Genomic DNA, 20,704 nt, shown 5'->3' with positions numbered 1-20,704 from the left:
CCGCGCGCCGGTAGCGGCGGCGCTCAGGCCGGTAGCGACTGGCCGCCATCCACCGCCAGCACCTGCCCGGTGATCCAGCGGGCGGCGGGCGAGCACAGGAACACCGCGGCCGCCGCCACGTCGGCAGGGTCGCCGAAGCCACCGAACGGAATCCGGTCGCGGATGCTTGCGTACAGCGCTGGCTCGAAGGTGCGGCGCTGGTCCCACAGCCCGCCGGGGAAAACGATGGAGCCGGGAGCGATGGCATTGACGCGGATGCGCTCGCGGGCCAGTTCGGTGGCGAGCGTGACGGTGTAATAGTCCAGCGCCGCCTTGGCGGTGGAATAGGCGGTGGCGCGCGGTGTCGGCACGCGCGCGTTGATCGAGCTGAGGTTGAGGATGGCCGGCATCGCACTGCGCCGCAGGTACGGCAGCGCCAGCCGATTGGTGCGCACCGCGGCCATCAGGTCGATGTCGAAGCCGGCCTGCCAGCTGGCGTCGTCGTTGCCGTGGCCGAACCCGGAGGCATTGTTGACCACGATGTCGATGCCGCCCAGCGCGGCGGCGGCCGCTTCGACCCAGGCCTGGATCTGCGCCGGATCGGCCAGGTCGCAGGCCTGCACGTGCACCTGCGCGCCCCCGGCCTGCAGCGTGTCGCGCGCGCGTTGCAGGCCGTCGGCCCCGCGCGCGCACAGCCCCAGGCGTGCGCCGTGCCGGGCGAACGCGGTGGCGATGGCCAGGCCGATGCCACGGCTGCCGCCGGCGATCAGGACGCGGGCGTCGCCCAGCTGGTGAACCGTCATCGTGGCGTCTTCCGCGGGAACCGGTGGGTATTGTCGCCGCAAAGGCCGCGGTTCACGCCCAGGTCGTGGCCGGCTGCCCGCTGTCGGGGTGCTTCATGCGCACCACGCAGAAGCGGTGGCCGGTCGGCGCTTCCATCACCCACCAGCGCTTGACGAAGCCGATGCGGCGCGCGCCCAGCGCTTCGAGCCGGTCGGCTTCGGCGTCGATGTCGTCCGCTTCGATGTCCAGGTGCACGCGCGGGGGATGGCTGACGCGCTGCACCTCCACGTGCAGGCCGCCGGGCGCGCCGGACAGCCCGGCGTACTGCGCGCCGTCGGTGTCGGTCTCCGCGGCGTGGGGCACCAGCCCCAGCGCGGCGCTCCAGAACCGGGCGGCGGTGCCGGCGTCGGTGTCCTGGCAGTCGATGATGAAGCCGGCCAGGCGGCTGCGATGGGCCATGCGCGTGCTCCTGCGGTGGGAGCGGCGAGCTTACGCCCGTGTCGCGGGCGCGGGTGTGGAGGTCGTGGCCCGCGCCGGTCCACCGAGCCGCCACGCAGCGACGCATAGCGCGCCATAGACCAGCCATTCGGCCAACCGCTGCAGCAGCCCGCGCCAGGCCTGCAGTTCGGGTGCGGCCATCAGCACGAACAGCAGCAGCCAGGTGGTCGCCAGCCCGGCCCACAGCAGGCGGATGCCGGCTGGCAGTCGTGGCGCGGTGGCGAGCAGCAGCAGGCCCAGCGCGGTTCCGCCGTAAGTGAGCACGCCCAGCAGGGTATGCAGTTGCTGGCGGATACTGCCGCTTGCCGGGCAGCCGAGATCGCAGGGCGCCAGGGCCGAGCCGATCCAGGCCAGCGGCTCGCACAACAGCAGCCAGTAGCCGACACGACTGGGGCCGCTGACCGGCGCCAGGCGCGCGCAGGCCAGCAGCAGCCAGGCGGCGAGCAGGCCTACCGGAACGAAGCCGGCCAGGCTGATCAGCCGTGCGTGCGGGCTGCCGCTGGCGCCCAGTTCGCTGATGTACCGGGCCATGTGCGAATAGCCGGGCTTGAGCAGCGCGCCGCCGAACAGCATGCCGAGGTAGGCCAGCGCGAACAGCGGCACGATCCGGCGCGGGTGGGACATGGCGGTCGCGGGGCGGGTGCCGGAGGCCGGGTCAGCGCGCTGCGCTGGCCAGGAACAGCTCGACCTTGCCGCAGGACGGGCAGGCGTGCAGGTCGAACGCCTCGCGGTTCACCAGCAGTTCGCCGAGGTTGCCGAGCAGGAACGGCAGCGCCTGGGAGCCCTCGTGGAAGCGCTTGCGGCCAGCGAACACCATCGGCGTGCCGGGGCAGCGCAGGCAATCGATCAGGCGCGGCGGCCAGGCCACCGGATCGGCGTTGTCGGGGCGGAAGCCCGGGTCCGCGCTGCCGTCGACGCGGGTGCCGCATTTCCAGCACTGGTCGAAGGTGTCCTCGTTGCTTTCCCTGCAGTGGCTGCAGATCCAATGGGCCATGGTCACGCCTGTCCTGTGCGATGCGGGCATCGTAGCGTGGCCGCGGGCGTCGTGGCGACCGGGGCGGGCAACAAAAAGAGCCCGCATCGCTGCGGGCTCAGGTCCGGCTGCGGAACCGTCGCCGCGGACGGTCAGTGCGGCCGGGCCAGGTCGTCGATCAACACGCGCAGGAAGCGCGCGGCCTCACCGCCGGTGCAGGCGCGGTGGTCGAACGTGACCGACAGCGGGATCACCTTGTGCGTTTCCACGCCGCCCATTACCGGGGTCACCTGGAAGCGGGCGCGACCGGCGGCGACGATGGCCACGCACGGCGGCACCACCACCGGGGTGGCATAGCGGCCGGCGAACATGCCGAAGTTGGACAGGCTGATGGTGTAGCCGCTCAGTTCCGACGGCGCGATGCTGCGCTCTTCCACCTGCTGGCGCAGGCGGTTGATGCCTTCGCGCACGCCGCGCGCGTCGAGCATGTCGGCGTTGCGCAGTGCCGGCACGAACAGACCGTCGTCGGTGTCCACGGCGATGCCGATGTCCACCTGCGCGTGCAGGGTGCGGGTGAGGGTGTCGCCGTCGAACCAGGCGTTCATCGCCGGCACCGCCTGGCAGGCGGCGACGATGCCGCGCACCAGCCGCGAGGTCATGTCGTTGCCCGGTGCCCAGGCATGGATGTCGGCGTCGTCGGTCAGCGTGGTCGGCACGACCTTGCTGTGCGCGTCGGCCATTACCCGCGCCATGTTGCGGCGCACGCCCTTGAGCGGCTCCGGCTGGCCCTTGGCGGCCACGCCCGGGGGCGCGGTGCGCATCGGCTTGCCGGCGGCCGACAGCGGCGTGCGCGCGGCTTCGGCGCGCACGGCCGGCGCTGCCGTGGCGGCGGCCTGGACCGCCTGCGGTGCGGCTGCTGGCGCGCTGCCGACCTTGGCGGTGCCGGCTTCGGCGGCCTGCTTCACGTCGCTCATCGTCACCGCGCCGTCGGCACCGGTGGCGCGTACCCGGGCCAGGTCCACGCCGAGCTTGCGCGCCATCGCGCGCACCGCCGGCACCGCCTTGACCCCGCCCACGGCCACGGCCTGTTCGGTGTGCACGGCATTGGAGCTGACCATGGCCCCGACCACGGTGCCTTCGTCGGCACGCTCGGCCGCGCCTGCAGCCGGAGCCGGAGTAGGAGCCGGTTCGGGCGCGGGAGCGGCAGGTGCGCCGTGGTGATGGCCGGTGTCCTGGCCTTCGGCGCGCTGCGGCAGGTTCGGATCGATCTCGAACTGGGCCAGCATGTGCCCGGTCACCACGATGTCGCCGGCACCACCGGCCAGCTTCAGCACCTTGCCGGAGACCGGCGAAGGCACTTCCACCACGGCCTTGGCGGTTTCCATCGACACCAGCGGCTCGTCCAGCTTGATCACGTCGCCTTCCTTGACGAACCACTCGACGATGGTCGCGTCCGGCAGGCCTTCGCCCAGGTCGGGCAGGTTGAAATTCTTGGTCTGGCTCATCTCAGGGGGTTTCTTCCAGTAGTTCCAGGTCGCGTGCCGGCAGCCAGCCGAGCGCGCCGTTGGCGCGTTCGGCCCACCACCAGCCACCATGTTCGTGATGCAGTCGCACCATCTCGCCGCTGTCCACGTCCAGTTCCTGCGCGGTGTAATCGCGCAGCGCCTCGGCGCGGCCGTCGCCGAGCACGCGCAGCCATGCCACCGGCGCCCAGCCGGCGCGGTTGTCGGCGGTGCGCACCCAGGCGAAGTCCGGCCATTCCTCGTCGCGCACGCCGAGTTCGACGATCTCCCCGGCGTGGAAACGCAACGGCACCGGGTACTGGCTGCGGTAGGCGTTGAGCAGTCGCGCGCGCATGTCAGCCGGCCGCCACCGCGCGCCTGGCCGCCGCCACGATCCGCTCCACGCTCGGCAGGTACTTCATTTCCAGGCGGAACAGCGGGATGTGGGTGTCGTAGCCGGTGACGCGCTCGACCGGCGCCAGCAGGTCGTACATCGACTCCTCGGCCAGGCGAGCGGCGATCTCGGCACCGAAGCCGGCGGTCTTGGGCGCTTCCTGCACGATCACGCAGCGACCGGTCCGGGCGACCGATTCGGCGATGGTGGCGAAATCCAGCGGGCGCAGCGTGGCGACGTCGATGACCTCGGCGCTGATGCCGTCGGCGGCCAGCTTGTCGGCCGCTTCCAGCGCTTCCTTGACCTGCGCGCCCCAGGCCACCAGGGTCACGTCGGTGCCGTCGCGCAGCACGAAGCACACGTCCAGCGGCAGCGCCTCGCCATCGTTGGCGACCACTTCCTTGTACTGGCGGTAGATGCGCTTGGGCTCCATGTAGATCACCGGATCCGGCTCGCGGATCGCGGCCAGCAGCAGGCCGTAGGCGCGCTGCGGGCTGGACGGCAGCACCACGCGCAGGCCCGGCACGTTGGTGAAGATGGCTTCGTTGGCCTCGCTGTGGTGCTCCGGCGCGCGGATGCCGCCGCCCCACGGCACGCGCAGCACCATCGGGCAGTGCAGGCGGCCGCGGGTGCGGTTACGCATGCGCGCGGCGTGGCAGATGATGTGGTCGACCATCGGGTAGACGAAGCCATCGAACTGCGCTTCGGCCACCGGCTTCATGCCCTGCACGGCCAGGCCGACGGTGAGCCCGGCGATGGTGGTCTCGTCCAGCGGGGTGTCGAGCACGCGCTGCGCGCCGAACTTCTGCTGCAGGCCGGCGGTGGCGCGGAACACGCCGCCGTTGACGCCCACGTCCTCGCCCAGCACCAGCACCGACGGGTCGTGTTCCATCTCCCAGGCCAGTGCCTGGGTCACGGCTTCGATCAGGGTGATGGGGGTGGCGGTCATGGTGTTCTCTCCGCTGGCGCCGGCGGCGCCGTGGTCGCTGACAAGTTCGTGGCCGGCCTGCACGCCGGTGCTGCGCTTGATGTCATCCATGGCGCTGCTCCAGGGCGATGGCGGCCGCGCGCTGGGCCAGCAGGTCCGGCGGCGGGTCGGCATACAGATAGTCGAACATGGCTTCCACCGGCTGCACCGGGCAGTTGAGGTAGGCGTTGACCTCCTCGTCCACGCGGGCGCCGCATTCGGCGATCCAGTTCTTTTCCTCTTCCTCGCTCCATACGCCCTGCGCGGTCAGGTACCTGCGCAGGCGGATCAGCGGTTCCTTGAGCCACGCGGCCTTGACCTCGGCGTCGTCGCGGTAGCGGCGCGCGTCGTCGGCGGTGGTGTGGTCGGACAGGCGGTAGGTGAGGAACTCCAGCACCGTGCCGCCCTGGCCGGACAGGGCGCGCTCGCGCGCCTGCTCCATCGCCGCCAGGACCGCGATCAGGTCGTTGCCGTCCACCTGCAGGCAGAACAGGCCGCCGGCCAGGCCCTTCTGGGCCAGGGTCTGGGCGCCGGTCTGCGCCGAGCGCGGCACCGAGATCGCCCAGCCGTTGTTGACCACGCACAGGATCAGCGGCAGCTGGTAGGCGCCGGCCGAGTTCACCGCGGCGTAGAAATCGGTCTTGGAGCTGCCGCCATCGCCGCAGACGGTCACCGCCACCTGCGGCTTGCCCTGCAGCTTGAACGACAGCGCCGAGCCGGCCGCGTGCAGGCACTGGGTCGAGATCGGCACGCAGATCGGGAAGTCGCGCGCCGCGTCGCTGTCGCGGTCGTAGTCGCTGCCGCGCTCGTCGCCGCCCCAGTACATCAGCACGTCGCGCGGACGCACGCCGCGCATGAACATGGCGCCGTATTCGCGGTAGCTGGGGGCGAACACGTCGCCGGGCTTCATCGCCGCGCCGATGCCGACGTGGGCCGCTTCATGGCCCAGGCAGGAGGCGAAGGTGCCGAGCTTGCCGGTGCGCTGCAGCGCCACGGCCTTGGTGTCGAACACCCGGGTGGCCAGCATCTGCCGGAACAGGGGCAGCAGCGCGCGCGGATCGCGCAACGAGGCCGGCAGGTCGTCGCGTACCAGGGTGCCGTCGGCATCCAGGTACTGCAGGTATTCGATGTGGAACTGGGCGGAAACCGTCATTGCAGCAACACCTTGGACAGATGGTTTCAAATGATAGGAATTGCGCATGGTAAGGAATCGGACCGGAAAAGCCGTCCTGCGCCGCAGCACGAAATCCGTGCGCCGGCCCATGCGCGACCGCCGCGGCACGTGGATCCAACGCATTCAGCCAGCCGCCGCGGCCGCGGACGGATTGTCGCGCCGGTTGCAATCGCAAGTGTTCGCTTTCCGTTTGCGCGGGCAGCGGCCGCCCGCCGCGCCGGGTTACCCTTTGCCACCCACGCAGATGGCAAGGCCGATGACCGTAGAACAGAACCAGCGTGAGCTCGAAGCCGGCATCCACACCGACCTGCACGGCAGGCTCACCTATGGCGGCTATCTGTGCCTGGACCGGCTGCTGTCGGCGCAGCAGCCGTTGTCCAGCCCGGCGCACCACGACGAGATGCTGTTCATCATCCAGCACCAGACCTCGGAGCTGTGGCTGAAGCTGCTCGACCACGAACTGCGCGCGGCCATGGGCTTCCTGCAGCGCGACAAGGTCTGGCAGTGCCGCAAGGTGCTGGCGCGCGGCAAGCAGGTGCTGCGCCAGCTGACCGAGCAGTGGTCGGTGCTGGAGACCCTGACCCCGTCCGAGTACCTGGGCTTCCGCGACGTACTCGGCCCGGCCTCGGGCTTCCAGTCGCTGCAGTACCGCTGCATCGAGTTCCTGCTGGGCAACAAGAACGCGGACATGCTGGCGGTGTTCGACTACGACCCGGAGGGCCAGGGGCGCCTGCGCCGGACGCTGGAGGCGCCGAGCCTGTACGAGGAGTTCCTGCGCTACCTCGCCCGCTTCGGCCATGCGGTCCCGCCGGAGTACGCCGGCCACGACTGGACCCGCCCCCACGTCAGCGACGCCGCGCTGCGGCCGGTGTTCGAGCGCATCTACCAGGACACCGACCGTTACTGGCGCGAGTACTCGCTGTGCGAGGACCTGGTGGACCTGGAGTCAGCGTTCCAGCTGTGGCGCTTCCGCCACATGCGCACGGTCATGCGGATCATCGGCTTCCGCCGTGGCACCGGCGGTTCCAGTGGCGTGGGTTTCCTCAAGCAGGCGCTGGAACTGACCTTCTTCCCGGAGCTGTTCGAGGTGCGCACCAGCATCCGCGGCGATGCCGGGGCGGTACCCGCCGGGACCTGAAACGCCAACGTATTCAGTATTTTGGTCGGGTCCGCGGCTGGTCACGGCCGCCGCCGCCCGGCCGCCGCCCGGGCCGCCGGCGCGGCGCGTGTGGATTTGACGTGAAGCCGGCGCTTCGGTGATCCTCGCGCGTCGTGCCGATTCCGGCCGACTTCATTTGCCTTATCTGCCCAACGAATCACTCAGGGGGAAACCCAGCATGAGCGCTGCCGCGCCGAATTCCGCATCCACCCCGGCGCCCGTGCCGGAGTTCAAGAACCTCCTCGGCCACCCGCGTCCGCTGTGGATGCTGTTCATGACCGAGTTCTGGGAACGCTTCGCGTTCTACGGCATCCGCTGGGCACTGGCGCTGTACATCGTCGCCCAGTTCGCCGAAAGCCAGGCCGGGGCCAGCAAGCTCTATGGCGCCTACCTGGCGCTGGTCTACGCGGCGGCGCTGTTCGGCGGCTTCGTCGCCGACCGCATCATCGGCTACCAGCGCTCGATCCTGATCGGCGCGGCGGTGATGTCGCTGGGCCTGTTCCTGATCGCCATTCCCGATGACCGGGTGTTCCGCATCGGCCTGGCCACGATCATCGCCGGCAACGGCCTGTTCAAGCCCAACATCTCCAGCATGGTCGGGCAGCTGTATGGCATCAACGACTCGCGCCGCGACTCGGGCTTCACCATCTTCTACATGGGCATCAACGCCGGCGCGCTGGTCGCCCCGGTGCTGACCGGCATCCTGGCCGACAAGCTGTTCGGTACCGAGGCCATGCCGGCCTACAAGTACGTGTTCATCGCCTCGGGCATCGGCATGCTGATCAGCCTGGTGTGGTTCTGGATCGGCCGCCGCCAGCTCGGCAGCGTCGGCGCGGCCCCGGCCGGGGCCGGCATCGGCCGCACCATCGCGGTGCTGGTCGGCGCGCTGGTCGCCGTGCCGGTGGCCTATGGCCTGCTGACGATCGACGCCGGCATCCTCGGCTGGATCCTGGGCGCGCTGTTCACCGCGCTGTGCGTGATGATCCTGGTCGAGGGCGTCCGCGAGGGCAAGGTGGCGCGCGACCGCTCCATCGCCATGCTGATCATCTTCGTGTTCAACGTGCTGTTCTTCATGTTCTTCGAACAGGCCGGCAGCTCGTTCAACTTCCTGGCGCAGAACATCGTCAACCGCGACCTGGGGGGCTGGATCTTCCCGATCGGCTGGTTCCAGTCGGTGAACTCGGTGGCCATCCTGGCGCTGGGCCCGATCTTCGTGTGGCTGTGGACCGCGCTGGGCAAGGCCAACCCGTCGATCCCGCGCAAGTTCGGCCTGGGCCTGATCTTCAACGGCCTGGCCTTCCTGCTGCTGATGTACGCGCTGTCCTCGCTGGTCGACGACGCCGGCAAGATCCCGTTCTGGACCCTGTTCATGGTCTACGTGATCCAGACCGTGGGCGAGCTGTGCCTGTCGCCGATCGGGCTGTCGATGACCACCAAGCTGGCCCCGCTCAAGGTCGTCGGCCTGGCGATGGGTGGCTGGTTCCTGTCCACCGCCATCGGCAACAACCTGTCGGGCATCTTCGCCGCGGTGGTCAGCGGTGAAAGCGGCATGACCGTCGAATCGGCCCTGAAGGGGTATACCTTCGGCTTCTGGTCGCTGCTCGGCGCCGGCGTGCTTCTGTTCCTGATCGCGCCGCTGGTGCAGAAGCTGATGCATGGCGTGAAGTGAGGAAACGACGATGAAGCGGATGTCCGGTGGAATATCCCTGCTGCTGGTGGCGATGCTGGGGGGCTGTTCGCAGCCACCGGCTCCGCCGGCGGAGAAGGTGCAGCCGCTGGACACCTCCGAACAGAAGGCGCCGGTGGCCGATACCAGCCAGCCGGTCGCCTCGGGCAATACCCCGGCCGCGGCGGACATCGCCGCCGTGGCCGCGCTCAACGCGCAGTTCGACCCGGCGCGCGACCCGGTCGCCGACCTGGAGACGGCCAAGGTCGAGGCCCAGCGCGGCGGCAAGCGGATCGTGCTGGACGTGGGCGGCGAGTGGTGCTCCTGGTGCCACCTGATGGACGCCTTCATGGAAGGCGACTCGGAGATCCGCCGTTTCCGCGACGCCCACTACGTGTGGATGAAGGTCAACTACAGCGAGGACAACGAGAACGCGGCGTTCCTGTCGCGCTTCCCGGCCATCACCGCCTACCCGCACCTGTTCGTGCTCGATGCCGAGGGGCGGCTGCTGCATTCGCAGTTCACCGGCGAACTGGAGAAGGGCAAGGGCTACGACCGCGCCCGGTTCTTCGCCTTCCTCAAGGAATGGGCGCCGCCGGCCACGCCCTGAGCGGGCCACGGACGCGGGAGGGGACGGCGCCGCAGGGCGCCGTTTTCGATCCGGGCTTCATTTCCGGGGCGCACGGCCGCTAACGGGAGCATTCCCTTGCTCGCCGGGGCCGATTCCCGATGTCGCTTCCTTCCGATGCCACCCCCGACGCCGTCGCCCCGGCCGCCACCGCTGCGACCGCCGGTACCGGCCTGCCCACGGTGGATGCGCTGCTGGACGAGCAGCCCCCGGCCGATGTCGACGGGGGGGCGCCGCGCTACCGGCTGCCGCAGGCGGCGGTACCGCCGACCATCATGCTGCAGGCCGCGGTGGCGCGGCTGGTGGAGCAGAAGGAGCGCATCGACCGGTTGGCCCGCGAAGGCCTGCTCGACGGGCTGTTCCCCGCCGAGTGGAGCGCGGTGCCGGGCAACGAGCTGCGCGCCTTCGTGGGCTCGGTGGTGCCGTTCGCTTCGGACAGCGTGCGTGGCGAGACCATCGCCGCGCGGGTGCCGTTGAAATACCTGCTGGGCCAGTCGCATCGCTGGGGCAGGGACGACGTCGCCGAGCCGCGTTCGCTGAGCGCGTTCCTGGCCAGCGACGAACGCGCCAACGCCGGCGCGGCCGATGCGGCCGAGGTGATGTTGCTGGGGCCGCTCGGGCTGGGCTGGGCGCAGGTGGGCCGCAGCCGGGTGGGCTTCCTGCGCGCGACGGGGGCCGAATCGCTGGCTGCGCGGGTCACCGCGTTGCCCTATCCGGCGCCGGAGCAGCTGGCGCTGTACCAGGTGAGCGTGGCCGGCGCGTCGCAGGTGTGGTGCGTGCTGGACAACCGCCGGCTGCGCGCATTGTCGGCGCCATCGTTGACGGTCCCGTTGTTGACCGCCTATGGCGTGGGCGCGCCACAGGCGTGGCCGGCGCAATGGCCCGATCCGGTGGAAGTGGATGCAGAGATTGGCCTGGCCAGGTCCGGCAAGGGAGCCAACGAGGTTGACCTGGTCAGGCTGGTGGACAAAATCCAGCGCAACCGGGCCGGCGAGGCCTGGAGCAGCGCGAGCCTGATGCAGCTGCATACCTGGGTGCCGCGCTGGCGCTTTTTCCTGGCCTCGTTCATCGGCCTGCCGGCGGCGCTGCTGCTGATCGCGGCGCTGGCCCTGCCCGGGCGCGTCGAGGCCGCTGCGGTGGCTGCGGCGCTCGGCTTCGCCGGTGGCGCCATTGCCGCGCTGGCCGCGCCGTGGATCTACGCGCGCCGCAAGTTCCTGAGCTGAGCCGGCCGCGGCAGGCCCGGCTTCAGTCGGTGCTCATCTGCGCGAGGCCGGCATCGGCCAGCCGGGTGATGAGCCGTTCCAGCACCTGCTCTTCTTCCTCGGTGAGCACCGACATCAGCTTGCGGGTGATCTCCATCACCATCGGCGCGACGGTCTCGTAGACCTCGAAGCCCGCCGCCGACAGCGCCAGCACCGAGCGGCGGCGGTCGTCGCCATGGGTCTCGCGGCGGATGAAGCCGCGTTCCAGCAGGCGCGCGACCGCACGGCTGACCGCCACCTTGTCCATCGCCGTGCGTTCGGAAACCTCGCTTGCCGACGAGCCCGGATACAGCGCCAGGATGGTGATCACGCGCCATTCCGGGATCGACAGGCCATAGCGCTCGCCGTACAGGCGCGCGATGTTGCCGCTGACCCGGTTGGACAGCACGCTGATGCGGTACGGCAGGAATTGTTCGAGATCGAGCAACACGTGCGAGGCACGGATGCTGGTGGACTTGCTGTAGTCGGAAGCGCTCATGCTGCAGTGCACCTTGATGGTGGTTTCATGTGAAACTATAACCTTCGGTCCTGACCCGCGTTCTTCGCGTGTCTTCCTGTATTCCGCCGCCGCCTGCGGCGACGACCCCACGCCCGGAGGCAACCCATGAATACCCAAGTCCACGCCGCATCCAACGCGCCCAACCTGGGCATGCAGGTGACCACCTTCGAGAACCCGATGGGCATCGACGGTTTCGAGTTCGTCGAATTCGCCGCGCCCGCCGGGCAGGCCGCGCAGCTGCACGACTACTTCACGAACATGGGATTCACTGCCGTGCTCCGCCATCGGCAGCGTGCTATTACCGTCTACCGTCAAGGCGGCGTCAACTTCCTCGTGAACGAGGAGCCGGATTCGTTCGCCGCCGACTTCGCCGCCAAGCACGGCCCCTGCGCCTGCGGTTTCGCCATCCGCTTCAAGCGGCCGGCCGGCGAGGTCCTGTCCGCCGCGCTGGGCAACGGTGCCGAGGAAGTCACCCTGCTGGCCGACACCCGCGCGGTGCCGGCGCCGGTGATCAAGGGCATCGGCGACTGCATGCTGTACCTGGTGGACCGCTACGGCGATGCCGGCAGCATCTACGACGCCGATTACGTGCCGGTGGAGGGCGCCGTGCAGGACCCGAAGGGTTTCGGCCTGACCTTCATCGACCACCTGACCCACAACCTGTACCTGGGCAACATGCAGCAGTGGTCGGACTACTACGAGCGCCTGTTCAACTTCCGCGAGATCCGCTACTTCGACATCAAGGGCGCCAAGACCGGCCTGGTGTCCAAGGCGATGACCGCGCCGGACGGCATCGTGCGCATCCCGCTGAACGAGTCGTCCGACCCGAAGAGCCAGATCAACGAGTACCTGGATGCGTACAAGGGCGAGGGCATCCAGCACATCGCCTGCTTCACCGACAACATCTATGACACCGTCGAGGCCATGCGTGCGCGCGGCATCGAGTTCCTGGACACGCCGGACGCCTATTTCGACGTGGTCGACCTGCGCATTCCCGACAACGGCGAGGATGTGCCGCGCCTGCGCCGGAACAAGATCCTGATCGACGCCGATCCGGAAACCAAGCAGCGCAAGCTGCTGCAGATATTCACCCAGAACTGCATCGGCCCGATCTTCTTCGAGATCATCCAGCGCAAGGGCAACGAAGGCTTCGGCGAAGGCAACTTCCAGGCGCTGTTCGAGAGCATCGAGCGCGACCAGATCAAGCGCGGCGTACTGTAAGGCATGTGCTCCAGCCCCCTCTCCCCGGGGAGAGGGGCTTTGAAAACACGAAACGGGCGGGCAAATCCATGGTCAGCAACGCGTATCAAACCGGCTTCGGCAACGAGTTCGCCACCGAGGCAGTGCCCGGTACCCTGCCGCTGGGGCGCAACTCGCCGCAGCGCGTGGCCCATGGCCTGTATGCCGAACAGCTGACCGGCACCGCGTTCACCGCGCCGCGCGGCAGCAACCGCCGCAGCTGGCTGTACCGCATCCGCCCGGCGGCGATGCACGGCGAGTTCACCCCGTTCGCGCAGCCGTGCCTGCACGGTGACTTCAGCCACGCGGCGGTGTCGCCGAACCAGCTGCGCTGGAACCCGCTGCCGCTGCCGCAGGCGTCCACCGATTTCATCGAAGGCCTGTACACCATGGGCGGCAACGGCTCGCCCGAGGCGCATGCCGGCGCCGCCATCCACATGTACGCGGCCAATGCCGACATGCGTGGCCGCTACTTCTACAACGCCGACGGCGAACTGCTGGTCGTACCGCAGCTGGGCCGGCTGCGGCTGCGCACCGAGATGGGCGTGCTGGAGGTCGAACCGCAGCAGATCGCGGTGATCCCGCGCGGCGTGCGCTTCGCGGTGGACCTGCCGGACGGGCAGGCGCGCGGCTATGTCTGCGAGAACTTCGGTGCGCTGCTGAAGCTGCCCGACCTCGGCCCGATCGGCAGCAACGGCCTGGCCAATCCGCGCGATTTCGAAACGCCGGTGGCCGCCTACGAGCAGCTCGAAGGCGATTTCGAGCTGGTCGCCAAGTTCCAGGGCCGGCTGTGGCGCGCCGCCATCGGCCATTCGCCGCTGGACGTGGTCGGCTGGCATGGCAACTACGCGCCGTACCGCTACGACCTGCGCCGCTTCAACACCATCGGCTCGATCAGCTACGACCATCCGGACCCGTCGATCTTTCTGGTGCTGCATTCGGCCAGCGACACGCCCGGCACCAGCAACCTGGACTTCGTGATCTTCCCGCCGCGCTGGCTGGTGGCGCAGGACACGTTCCGCCCGCCGTGGTTCCACCGCAACATCGCCAGCGAGTTCATGGGCCTGGTGCATGGCGCCTACGACGCCAAGGCCGAAGGCTTCGTGCCGGGCGGGGCATCCATCCACAACTGCATGACCGGCCACGGCCCGGATGCGGCCACGTTCGACAAGGCCTCCAGCGCCGACCTGTCGCGGCCGGACGTGATCACCGACACCATGGCCTTCATGTTCGAGACCCGTGGCGTGATCCGCCCGACCGAGCAGGCCATCGCCGCCGCGCACCGGCAGCGCGACTACCAGGCGTGCTGGAGCGGGCTGGGCGACCACTTCGCGCCGCCGCAGGGGTGATTCAGGCCGGCAGCGGCGCGTCCAGCACCGCCGCCAGGTGCGGTTCGGGCAGTACTTCGCGCAGGCGCTCGCGCACGCGCCCCACGTAACCGTCCGAGGCCATCGCCGGCAACTGGGCCAGCGCCAGCCGCAGCGCATGCACGGTGTCCGCGTCGTCGCGCGTGGCCTGCAGCAGCTGGTGCAGGCGCGCAGCGGCCGGATGCCGCTGCAGCGCCAGCATGTCCAGCAGGTAGATGCGCGCGGCCAGCAGCGAGCGGCGCCGCGTCGCGGGCACGGGCGTGGGTTCGGGTGAGGCCGCGGGCGATGGCGCGGGTGCCGGGTCCGGCTGCTCCGCGTGCAGGTAGCCATCGCGCTGCAGCTGGGCGATCAGGGGGGCGGCATCGTCGCCGAGCAGCGCGCCCAGTTCGGCGAGGTCGCGCTTGCCGTCGCACAGGATCAGGGCGCGGCGCTGGCGCAGGTCCAGCGGGGCACGGTGGGCCTGGAGTGCGGCATGCGCGAGGTCGGTCTTGCGCGGTTGCATGGGCGGAAGGGCGATGCGGCGCGGAGCCCCAAGCCTGTCGGCCGCAGGTGAAAGCCTGATGACAGGCGGCGTGCTTGCCGCCGCCGGCACCGGTGCCGGCGTCAGTCGCCGCCGCGGTCGTCCGCGGGCGGCAGCTGCTCCCTGCGCGCGCTGTCATCGCCCGGCACTTCCGGGCGGCTCTCCATCATCAGCGACAGCGCCGCCTTGGCCATCATGTGCGCGCTGACCGGCGCGGTGATGAACAGGAACACGGTGATCAGCAGTTCGCGCGGCTGCGGGTCTTCGCCGAGGAAGATGTGGTACGCCACCGAGCACACCAGCACGCAGCCCACGCCCAGCGTGCTGGCCTTGGTCGGCGCATGCAGGCGCTTGAAGAAGTCGGACAGGCGCACCAGCCCGAGCGCGCCGACCAGGATGAAGAAGCAGCCGGCCAGCAGCAGCAGCGACAGCAGGATCTGGAGGAAGGTCATCATTCGACGATGTCCCGGCGCAGCACGAACTTGCTCAGCACCACGGTACTGCAGAAGCCGAGCATGGCGATCACCAGCGCGGCCTCGAAATAGACCGCCGAGTTGATGTACATGCCGAACAGCATCAGTTCGGCGATGGCGGTGACCGAGAGCGTGTCCAGGGCGAGGATGCGGTCGGGCACGGTGGGGCCGCGCAGCAGCCGCCACAGCGCCAGCAGCATCGCCAGCCCGACCATGTGCATGCACACCACCAGCGTGGTCTGGAAAACCAGGAGTCCGGTCACGGGAAGATCTCCATCAGCGGGGCTTCGTAGCGGGACTTGATCTCGTCGATCAGGGCCTGCGGGTCCTCCAGGTGCAGCACATGCACCAGCAGGTAGCGACGGTCGTCGGACAGCGCCGAGGACACCGTGCCCGGGGTGAGGGTGATCAGGCTGGTCAGCGCGGCGATGCCGTGGATGTTGCCGATGTCCAGCGGCACCCAGATGAACCCCGGGGTGAGCCTGCGTTCCGGACCCAGCACCTGTACGGCGACGCGGAAGTTGGAAAGCAGGATGTCCCACAGCACCACGCATGCCAGCCGCGGCAGCGGCCGCAGCGTGCCGATGCGGGCGAACTCGCGGTCCAGGCGCGCGGCGAACAGCGGCACCACCACGCCCAGCAGCATGCCCAGCAGCAGCTGGCCGAGGTCGAAGCTGGCGGACATCACCAGCCAGAACGCGACCACGGTGATCGACAGCACCGGCGACGGGAACAGCCGTCGCAGCAGGGGCCGGCGCGCGCTCATGGCAGCCTCGACTGCGGCGTGGTGCCGCGTACGTCGTGCAGGTACTGCTGCGGCGCCAGCAGCTGCGCGGCGATGGCGTCGGTCTGCCGCATCAGCGGCGCGGCGAACACGCTCATCGCCAGTGCGCAGACCAGCAGCGCGCCGGTGGCGGCGGTCTCGAACGGCCGCGTCGGCACCTCGCCCTCGGGCGGCGGTGGCGCGTCGTCCTCGCCGGGCACGTGCCAGAACAGGCGGATGCCGCTGCGCACCAGGCCGATGATCACCAGCAGGCTGCTGCCGAGGACCGCCGCCCATACCAGTCCGGTATGCGCGTCCGGCACCGCCGACAGCAGCGCGGCCTTGGCGAGGAAGCCGGCCAGTGGCGGCAACCCGGCCACCGCCACCGCGCCGACCAGGAACAGCAGCCCGGGCACGGTCTTGCCCGGCAGCGCCGCGGCCAGGTCGCGCTCGCCGCGTTCGCCGGCGCGCCAGCGGCGGCGGCGGATGAGGTCGGCGACAAGGAACAGGGCCGCCGCGGTGAACGTGCTGTGCGGCAGGTAGTACAGCCCGGCCGAGATGGTCCCGGCGTTGCCCAGCGCGAAGGCGATGAACAGCGTTGCCGCCGAGACCACCACCAGGTAGGCCACCTGCACCCGCAGCCGGGTGGCCGCCAGCGCGCCCAGCGCGCCCAGCAGCAGCGTGCCGATGCCGGCCCACAGCAGCCAGTCGGCGCCATAACCGGCCAGTGCGCCGGCGCCCTCGCCGAACCACAGCGTGCCCACCCGCAGCACCGCGTACAGGCCGACCTTGGTCATGATCACGAACAGCGCCGCCACCGCCGCCGGTGCGCGCGCATACGACTCGGGCAGCCACAGGTACAGCGGCAACAGCGCGGCCTTGGCGCAGAACACCACCAGCAGCAGGCCCAGCGCGGCCTTGGCCAGCTTCAGGTGCGAGGGCGGCAGCTCGGCGATGCGCTGGCCGATCTCGGCCATGTTGAGCGAGCCCAGGGTGGCGTAGAGCATGCCCAGCGCGACCAGGAACACGGTCGAGGCCGAGACGTTGAACACCACGTAGTGCAGGCCGATGCGCAGGCGCAGGCCGCGGCCACCGGACAGCAGCAGGCCATAGGAGGCGATCAGCAGCACCTCGAAGAACACGAACAGGTTGAAGATGTCGCCGGTCAGGAACGCGCCGTTGAGGCCGACCAGCTGGAACTGGAACAGCGCGTGGAAATGCGGCGCGCGGCGGTCCCAGCCGGTGCAGGCGTGCAGCAGGCAGGCCGCGCCCAGCAGCAGCGTGGTGCCGAGCATCCAGCCGGCGAGGCGGTCGGCGACCAGGGCGATGCCCAGCCGCGCCGGCCAGTCGCCGAGCAGGTACACCATCGTCTCGCCGTGGCTGGTGGCGGCGATCAGCAGCACTTCGACCAGCGCCAGCAGCAGCATGCTGGCCCATGCCACGCTGCGCTGGACCTTCGGCCCGTAGCGCCGGTGCTCGACGAACAGCGACAGCGCCGCGCCCAGCAGCGGCACCAGGATCGGCAGGATCGGCAGGTGGTTCATGCGCCGCCCTCGTTGCCGGCTTCGCGGCCGTCGTCCGGCTCGTGCGCGTCGACGTGGTCGCTGTGGTTGTCGCTGCGGCTGCGTATCGCCAGCACGATGCTGACCGCGGTCATGGCGAACGCGATGACGATGGCGGTCAGCACCAGCGCCTGCGGCAGCGGGTCGGTGTAGTGCGCCAGGTCCGGCGATACGCCGTCCTTGAGCACCGGCGGCTTGCCGCTGGCCAGTCGCCCGCCGCTGAAGATCAGCAGGTTGGTGGCGTAGGACAGGAAGGTCATGCCGAGGATGACGTCGAAGCTGCGCGCGCGCAGCAGCAGGTACACGCCGATCGCGGCAAGTACGCCGATCGCGCTCGCCAGGGCCAGTTCCATCAGTGCATCTCCCCGGTGCGTGCCGAACGGCGGTGGATGTCGATCTCGCCATGGCGCGCGCTGCGCGTGCGCGACGGCTTGACGGTGCCCATCATCGACAGGATCAGCATCACCCCACCGAACACCACCAGGTACACGCCGGTGTCGAAGCCCATGGCGCTGGCCAGCGGCAGCTCGCCGATCAGCGGCAGGTGCAGGTCGAGGTGGCCGCTGGTCAGGAACGGCACGCCGAACAGCATCGACGCCATGCCGCTGAGCACGGCGATCAGCAGGCCCACGCCGATGCAGCGGACATAGTCGAAACCGAAGCGCGACTCGACCGACGCCGTGCCCTGGATCACGTACTGGATCAGCAGCGGCACCGCCAGCACCAGGCCGGCGATGAAGCCGCCGCCCGGCGCGTTGTGGCCGCGCAGGAACAGGAAGATCGACACCGTGAGGGTGAGCGGGAACATGATCTGCGCCAGGTCGGCCGGTACCGGCAGCTTGACCGGCGGGCCGGGCATGATCTGCTCCGGGGCCATGCGCGAGCGGCGCAGCAACGCGTGCACCACCAGCGCGGCGATACCGAACACGGTGATCTCGCCGAAGGTATCGAAGCCACGGAAGTCGACCAGGATCACGTTGACCACGTTGCGGCCATAGGCCTCGGGCAGTGCGCGCTGCAGTATCTCGCCGGCCACGGTGTTGGGCGGCAGGGTCATCATCGCGTAGGCCAGCGCGGCCAGGCCGCCGCCGGCGACCACCGCGATCAGCGCGTCGCGGCGCTTGCGCCACGGCGCGCGCTCGGGCGGTGACTGTGCCGGCAGGTAGTTCATGCCCAGCAGCATCAGCACCAGGGTCACCATCTCCACCATCAGCTGGGTCAGTGCCAGGTCCGGCGCGGACAGGAACACGAAGGCCAGCGCCACCATCAGCCCGCTGCCGCCCACCACGATCACCGCCAGCAGGCGCTGCCGGTACAGGAACAGCCCGCCCAGCGCGCAGGCCAGCATCACCAGCCACAGTACCCAGCCCAGCAGCGGCATCGGCTGCGCCGCCGGCCACGCCGGCCACGCCGGGGCGGCGGCATAGGGTGCGGCGGCGACGATCACCGCCACCAGCACCAGTGCCAGCAGCATCCGCTGCAGGCTGCCGTCCGCCAGCGCGTGGGTGATGCGCTGGGCCAGCCCGAACAGCGCGTCCATGCCGCGCTGGAACAGCTGCTTGCCGACGGCACGGTTGCGGGCCGCGTACAGGTCGGTGTGGCGGCGCAGGCCGAAGTACAGCGCGATGCCACCGGCCACGCCGATCGCACTCATCGCCAGTGGCAGGTTGAAGCCATGCCAGATCGACAGGCTGTAGGCGGGCATGGCGGTGCCGAGGATGGACTGCGCGGCGGCGTGCAGTACCGGCGCCACGGTCAGTGCCGGGGCGATGCCGACCGCCAGGCAGATCAGCACCAGCACCTCGACCGGTACCTTCATCCAGCGCGGCGGCTCGTGCGGCACCCCCTCGATGTCGAGCGGGCCCCTGCCGAAGAAGGTGTCGTGGACGAAGCGCAGGCTGTAGGCGACGCCGAGGATGCCGGCCAGCAGCGCCGCCGAGCTCATCGCCGTGCGCATCCACTGCGGGCCACCGGTGGCCAGCGCCTCGGCGAACAGCATTTCCTTGGACAGGAAGCCGTTGAGCAGCGGGATGCCGGCCATCGCCAGCGAGGCGATGATCGCCAGCGAGCTGGTGATCGGCATCAGCCGGCGCAGGCCGCCGAGGCGGCGCATGTCGCGGGTGCCGGTTTCGTGGTCGATGATGCCCGCGGCCATGAACAGCGAGGCCTTGAACGTGGCGTGGTTGAGGATGTGGAACACGCCGGCGACCACCGCCATCGGCGTGGACAGGCCGAACAGCAGGGTGATCAGGCCCAGGTGCGAGATCGTCGAGTAGGCCAGCAGGCCCTTGAGGTCATGCTGGAAGATCGCGTTCCAGGCGCCGACCAGCAGGGTCAGGGCACCGATGCCGCTGACCAGGTAGAAGAACAGCTCGCTGCCGGCCAGCGCCGGGTGCAGCCGCGCCAGCAGGAACACGCCGGCCTTCACCATGGTCGCCGAGTGCAGGTAGGCCGATACCGGGGTCGGCGCGGCCATCGCGTGCGGCAGCCAGAAGTGGAACGGGAACTGCGCGCTCTTGGTGAAGATGCCGGCCAGCACCAGCAGCAATGCCCATGGGTACAGCGCGCTGCCGCGGATCAGGTCGCCGGAGGCCAGTACCACGTCCAGGTCGAAGCTGCCGACGATGCGCCCGATCAGCAGCACGCCGGCCAGCAGCGCCAGGCCGCCGCCGCCGGTGATGACGAAGGCCATGCGCGCGCCCTCGCGGGCGTCGCGGCGGTGCGACCAGAAACCGATCAGCAGGAACGAGCTGATGCTGGTCAGCTCCCAGAACACCATCAGCAGCAACAGGTTGCCGGACAGCACCATGCCCAGCATCGCGCCCATGAACAGCAGCAGGCTGCTGTAGAAGCGGCGCGTGCTGTCCTGCGCGGAGAGGTAGTAGCGTGCGTACAGCACCACCAGCGCGCCGATGCCCAGTACCAGCCCGGCGAACATCCAGGCCAGCCCGTCCAGCCGCAGGGTGGCCTCCAGCCCGATCTGTGGCAGCCAGGGCCAGCTCTGGCGCAGGACCGCGCCGTCGAGCACCGCCGGCGTCATCGTTCCCAGTAGTACCAGGCCGAGCAGCGGTGCGGCGCCGGCCAGCCATGCCGCGGCCGTGCGCGACAGGCGGCCATGCAGGGCGATGAGCGCGGCCATCAGGAATGGCAGCGCGAGCAGCAGGGGGAGAACGGATGTCATGCAGGGAATGCGGGATTCGCGAGCAGGTTTTGCAGTCTAGCAGGCGCTTTTTTGCCACCGGAACCCCGTAGATGAACGAGCCGTTCGGGTTTGCGCCCGGCGTCGCCTGCCGTCC

The 20,704-nt window shown here is 69.9% G+C and carries 22 protein-coding genes; 6 read left to right on the top strand and 16 right to left on the bottom strand.

Annotated elements, in window-relative coordinates; genetic code table 11:
• Nucleotides 1-23: 23 nt before the first annotated feature.
• The 8 genes from F0P95_RS01575 to pdhA form a co-directional block, all read right to left on the bottom strand.
• Nucleotides 24-782 (bottom strand): SDR family NAD(P)-dependent oxidoreductase, encoded by a 759-nt coding sequence (locus F0P95_RS01575; RefSeq protein WP_182335431.1) that lies wholly within the window; start codon nucleotides 780-782, stop codon nucleotides 24-26.
• A gap of 52 nt (nucleotides 783-834) precedes the next feature.
• A complete protein-coding gene (locus tag F0P95_RS01570; protein WP_182335430.1) occupies nucleotides 835-1,221 on the bottom strand; it encodes a VOC family protein in 387 nt (128 codons plus the stop codon).
• Between the two features lie 30 nt (nucleotides 1,222-1,251).
• Nucleotides 1,252-1,884: a DUF998 domain-containing protein gene (locus F0P95_RS01565; protein WP_182335429.1), complete on the bottom strand. Its 633-nt coding sequence runs from the start codon at nucleotides 1,882-1,884 to the stop codon at nucleotides 1,252-1,254.
• A 31-nt stretch (nucleotides 1,885-1,915) separates the two neighbouring features.
• Entirely contained in the window at nucleotides 1,916-2,254 is a 339-nt protein-coding gene (locus tag F0P95_RS01560) for a hypothetical protein (RefSeq protein WP_182335428.1), read from the bottom strand.
• 131 nt (nucleotides 2,255-2,385) lie between these two features.
• Complete coding sequence (locus F0P95_RS01555) at nucleotides 2,386-3,738, bottom strand: dihydrolipoamide acetyltransferase family protein (protein WP_182335427.1); 1,353 nt, start codon at nucleotides 3,736-3,738, stop codon at nucleotides 2,386-2,388.
• Between the two features lies 1 nt (nucleotide 3,739).
• Nucleotides 3,740-4,090: an SH3 domain-containing protein gene (locus F0P95_RS01550; RefSeq protein ID WP_182335426.1), complete on the bottom strand. Its 351-nt coding sequence runs from the start codon at nucleotides 4,088-4,090 to the stop codon at nucleotides 3,740-3,742.
• 1 nt (nucleotide 4,091) lies between these two features.
• Nucleotides 4,092-5,078 carry an alpha-ketoacid dehydrogenase subunit beta gene (locus tag F0P95_RS01545; protein WP_152985139.1) on the bottom strand — a complete coding sequence of 329 codons (987 nt, stop codon included), beginning with the start codon at nucleotides 5,076-5,078 and terminating at the stop codon, nucleotides 4,092-4,094.
• Between the two features lie 82 nt (nucleotides 5,079-5,160).
• A complete protein-coding gene (gene pdhA, locus F0P95_RS01540; RefSeq protein WP_054667881.1) occupies nucleotides 5,161-6,249 on the bottom strand; it encodes a pyruvate dehydrogenase (acetyl-transferring) E1 component subunit alpha in 1,089 nt (362 codons plus the stop codon).
• A gap of 277 nt (nucleotides 6,250-6,526) precedes the next feature.
• On the opposite strand from pdhA, the gene F0P95_RS01535 reads away from it, so the two are divergent.
• The 4 genes from F0P95_RS01535 (at nucleotide 6,527) to F0P95_RS01520 (ending at nucleotide 10,946) form a co-directional block, all read left to right on the top strand.
• Complete coding sequence (locus tag F0P95_RS01535; protein WP_182335424.1) at nucleotides 6,527-7,408, top strand: tryptophan 2,3-dioxygenase; 882 nt, start codon at nucleotides 6,527-6,529, stop codon at nucleotides 7,406-7,408.
• Nucleotides 7,409-7,607: 199 nt separating this feature from the next.
• Complete coding sequence (locus F0P95_RS01530) at nucleotides 7,608-9,098, top strand: peptide MFS transporter (RefSeq protein WP_056932828.1); 1,491 nt, start codon at nucleotides 7,608-7,610, stop codon at nucleotides 9,096-9,098.
• A 10-nt stretch (nucleotides 9,099-9,108) separates the two neighbouring features.
• Complete coding sequence (locus F0P95_RS01525) at nucleotides 9,109-9,705, top strand: thioredoxin family protein (protein WP_182335423.1); 597 nt, start codon at nucleotides 9,109-9,111, stop codon at nucleotides 9,703-9,705.
• Between the two features lie 119 nt (nucleotides 9,706-9,824).
• Nucleotides 9,825-10,946: a hypothetical protein gene (locus tag F0P95_RS01520; protein ID WP_182335422.1), complete on the top strand. Its 1,122-nt coding sequence runs from the start codon at nucleotides 9,825-9,827 to the stop codon at nucleotides 10,944-10,946.
• A gap of 22 nt (nucleotides 10,947-10,968) precedes the next feature.
• On the opposite strand, the gene F0P95_RS01515 is transcribed toward F0P95_RS01520, so the two are convergent.
• Nucleotides 10,969-11,463 carry a MarR family winged helix-turn-helix transcriptional regulator gene (locus F0P95_RS01515; RefSeq protein ID WP_182335421.1) on the bottom strand — a complete coding sequence of 165 codons (495 nt, stop codon included), beginning with the start codon at nucleotides 11,461-11,463 and terminating at the stop codon, nucleotides 10,969-10,971.
• A gap of 126 nt (nucleotides 11,464-11,589) precedes the next feature.
• Between F0P95_RS01515 and hppD the strand changes: the two genes are divergently transcribed.
• A complete protein-coding gene (gene hppD / locus F0P95_RS01510; RefSeq protein WP_182335420.1) occupies nucleotides 11,590-12,705 on the top strand; it encodes a 4-hydroxyphenylpyruvate dioxygenase in 1,116 nt (371 codons plus the stop codon).
• A 68-nt stretch (nucleotides 12,706-12,773) separates the two neighbouring features.
• Nucleotides 12,774-14,072 carry a homogentisate 1,2-dioxygenase gene (gene hmgA, locus F0P95_RS01505; protein ID WP_182335419.1) on the top strand — a complete coding sequence of 433 codons (1,299 nt, stop codon included), beginning with the start codon at nucleotides 12,774-12,776 and terminating at the stop codon, nucleotides 14,070-14,072.
• Nucleotide 14,073: 1 nt separating this feature from the next.
• Here the strand turns inward: hmgA and F0P95_RS01500 are convergent, their stop codons facing one another.
• The 7 genes from F0P95_RS01500 to F0P95_RS01470 all read right to left on the bottom strand — a co-directional run bounded on the left by F0P95_RS01500 (nucleotide 14,074) and on the right by F0P95_RS01470 (nucleotide 20,589).
• Complete coding sequence (locus F0P95_RS01500) at nucleotides 14,074-14,592, bottom strand: hypothetical protein (RefSeq protein WP_182335418.1); 519 nt, start codon at nucleotides 14,590-14,592, stop codon at nucleotides 14,074-14,076.
• A 101-nt stretch (nucleotides 14,593-14,693) separates the two neighbouring features.
• Nucleotides 14,694-15,065 (bottom strand): Na+/H+ antiporter subunit G, encoded by a 372-nt coding sequence (locus F0P95_RS01495; protein WP_182335417.1) that lies wholly within the window; start codon nucleotides 15,063-15,065, stop codon nucleotides 14,694-14,696.
• Nucleotides 15,062-15,304, bottom strand: a complete 243-nt coding sequence (locus F0P95_RS01490) for a K+/H+ antiporter subunit F (protein ID WP_267914007.1) — start codon at nucleotides 15,302-15,304, stop codon at nucleotides 15,062-15,064. Before F0P95_RS01490 ends, F0P95_RS01495 begins: the two co-directional genes overlap by 4 nt.
• A gap of 38 nt (nucleotides 15,305-15,342) precedes the next feature.
• A complete protein-coding gene (locus F0P95_RS01485) occupies nucleotides 15,343-15,849 on the bottom strand; it encodes a Na+/H+ antiporter subunit E (RefSeq protein ID WP_054667862.1) in 507 nt (168 codons plus the stop codon).
• Nucleotides 15,846-17,390: a monovalent cation/H+ antiporter subunit D gene (locus tag F0P95_RS01480; RefSeq protein ID WP_182335416.1), complete on the bottom strand. Its 1,545-nt coding sequence runs from the start codon at nucleotides 17,388-17,390 to the stop codon at nucleotides 15,846-15,848. Before F0P95_RS01480 ends, F0P95_RS01485 begins: the two co-directional genes overlap by 4 nt.
• On the bottom strand, nucleotides 17,387-17,761 hold the full coding sequence (locus tag F0P95_RS01475) for a Na+/H+ antiporter subunit C (protein WP_182335415.1): 375 nt from the start codon (nucleotides 17,759-17,761) through the stop codon (nucleotides 17,387-17,389). Before F0P95_RS01475 ends, F0P95_RS01480 begins: the two co-directional genes overlap by 4 nt.
• A complete protein-coding gene (locus F0P95_RS01470; protein WP_182335414.1) occupies nucleotides 17,761-20,589 on the bottom strand; it encodes a monovalent cation/H+ antiporter subunit A in 2,829 nt (942 codons plus the stop codon). The genes F0P95_RS01475 and F0P95_RS01470 overlap by 1 nt, the downstream gene beginning before the upstream one ends.
• Between the last annotated feature and the right edge of the window lie 115 nt (nucleotides 20,590-20,704).

The organism is Stenotrophomonas acidaminiphila (assembly GCF_014109845.1).
GTDB classification, from domain to species: Bacteria; Pseudomonadota; Gammaproteobacteria; order Xanthomonadales; family Xanthomonadaceae; genus Stenotrophomonas; species Stenotrophomonas acidaminiphila.
The sequence above is the reverse complement of the archived record's forward strand: the minus strand, read 5'-3'. Positions and strand labels throughout refer to the sequence as shown.

Bases quoted from the DNA above. Each gene is read 5' to 3' on its own strand.
- F0P95_RS01575 (WP_182335431.1), bottom strand. From the start codon at position 782: ATGACGGTTCACCAGCTGGGCGACGCCCGCGTCCTGATCGCCGGCGGC.
- F0P95_RS01570 (WP_182335430.1), bottom strand. From the start codon at position 1,221: ATGGCCCATCGCAGCCGCCTGGCCGGCTTCATCATCGACTGCCAGGAC.
- F0P95_RS01565 (WP_182335429.1), bottom strand. From the start codon at position 1,884: ATGTCCCACCCGCGCCGGATCGTGCCGCTGTTCGCGCTGGCCTACCTC.
- F0P95_RS01560 (WP_182335428.1), bottom strand. From the start codon at position 2,254: ATGGCCCATTGGATCTGCAGCCACTGCAGGGAAAGCAACGAGGACACC.
- F0P95_RS01555 (WP_182335427.1), bottom strand. From the start codon at position 3,738: ATGAGCCAGACCAAGAATTTCAACCTGCCCGACCTGGGCGAAGGCCTG.
- F0P95_RS01550 (WP_182335426.1), bottom strand. From the start codon at position 4,090: ATGCGCGCGCGACTGCTCAACGCCTACCGCAGCCAGTACCCGGTGCCG.
- F0P95_RS01545 (WP_152985139.1), bottom strand. From the start codon at position 5,078: ATGACCGCCACCCCCATCACCCTGATCGAAGCCGTGACCCAGGCACTG.
- pdhA (WP_054667881.1), bottom strand. From the start codon at position 6,249: ATGACGGTTTCCGCCCAGTTCCACATCGAATACCTGCAGTACCTGGAT.
- F0P95_RS01535 (WP_182335424.1), top strand. From the start codon at position 6,527: ATGACCGTAGAACAGAACCAGCGTGAGCTCGAAGCCGGCATCCACACC.
- F0P95_RS01530 (WP_056932828.1), top strand. From the start codon at position 7,608: ATGAGCGCTGCCGCGCCGAATTCCGCATCCACCCCGGCGCCCGTGCCG.
- F0P95_RS01525 (WP_182335423.1), top strand. From the start codon at position 9,109: ATGAAGCGGATGTCCGGTGGAATATCCCTGCTGCTGGTGGCGATGCTG.
- F0P95_RS01520 (WP_182335422.1), top strand. From the start codon at position 9,825: ATGTCGCTTCCTTCCGATGCCACCCCCGACGCCGTCGCCCCGGCCGCC.
- F0P95_RS01515 (WP_182335421.1), bottom strand. From the start codon at position 11,463: ATGAGCGCTTCCGACTACAGCAAGTCCACCAGCATCCGTGCCTCGCAC.
- hppD (WP_182335420.1), top strand. From the start codon at position 11,590: ATGAATACCCAAGTCCACGCCGCATCCAACGCGCCCAACCTGGGCATG.
- hmgA (WP_182335419.1), top strand. From the start codon at position 12,774: ATGGTCAGCAACGCGTATCAAACCGGCTTCGGCAACGAGTTCGCCACC.
- F0P95_RS01500 (WP_182335418.1), bottom strand. From the start codon at position 14,592: ATGCAACCGCGCAAGACCGACCTCGCGCATGCCGCACTCCAGGCCCAC.
- F0P95_RS01495 (WP_182335417.1), bottom strand. From the start codon at position 15,065: ATGATGACCTTCCTCCAGATCCTGCTGTCGCTGCTGCTGCTGGCCGGC.
- F0P95_RS01490 (WP_267914007.1), bottom strand. From the start codon at position 15,304: ATGCACATGGTCGGGCTGGCGATGCTGCTGGCGCTGTGGCGGCTGCTG.
- F0P95_RS01485 (WP_054667862.1), bottom strand. From the start codon at position 15,849: ATGAGCGCGCGCCGGCCCCTGCTGCGACGGCTGTTCCCGTCGCCGGTG.
- F0P95_RS01480 (WP_182335416.1), bottom strand. From the start codon at position 17,390: ATGAACCACCTGCCGATCCTGCCGATCCTGGTGCCGCTGCTGGGCGCG.
- F0P95_RS01475 (WP_182335415.1), bottom strand. From the start codon at position 17,761: ATGGAACTGGCCCTGGCGAGCGCGATCGGCGTACTTGCCGCGATCGGC.
- F0P95_RS01470 (WP_182335414.1), bottom strand. From the start codon at position 20,589: ATGACATCCGTTCTCCCCCTGCTGCTCGCGCTGCCATTCCTGATGGCC.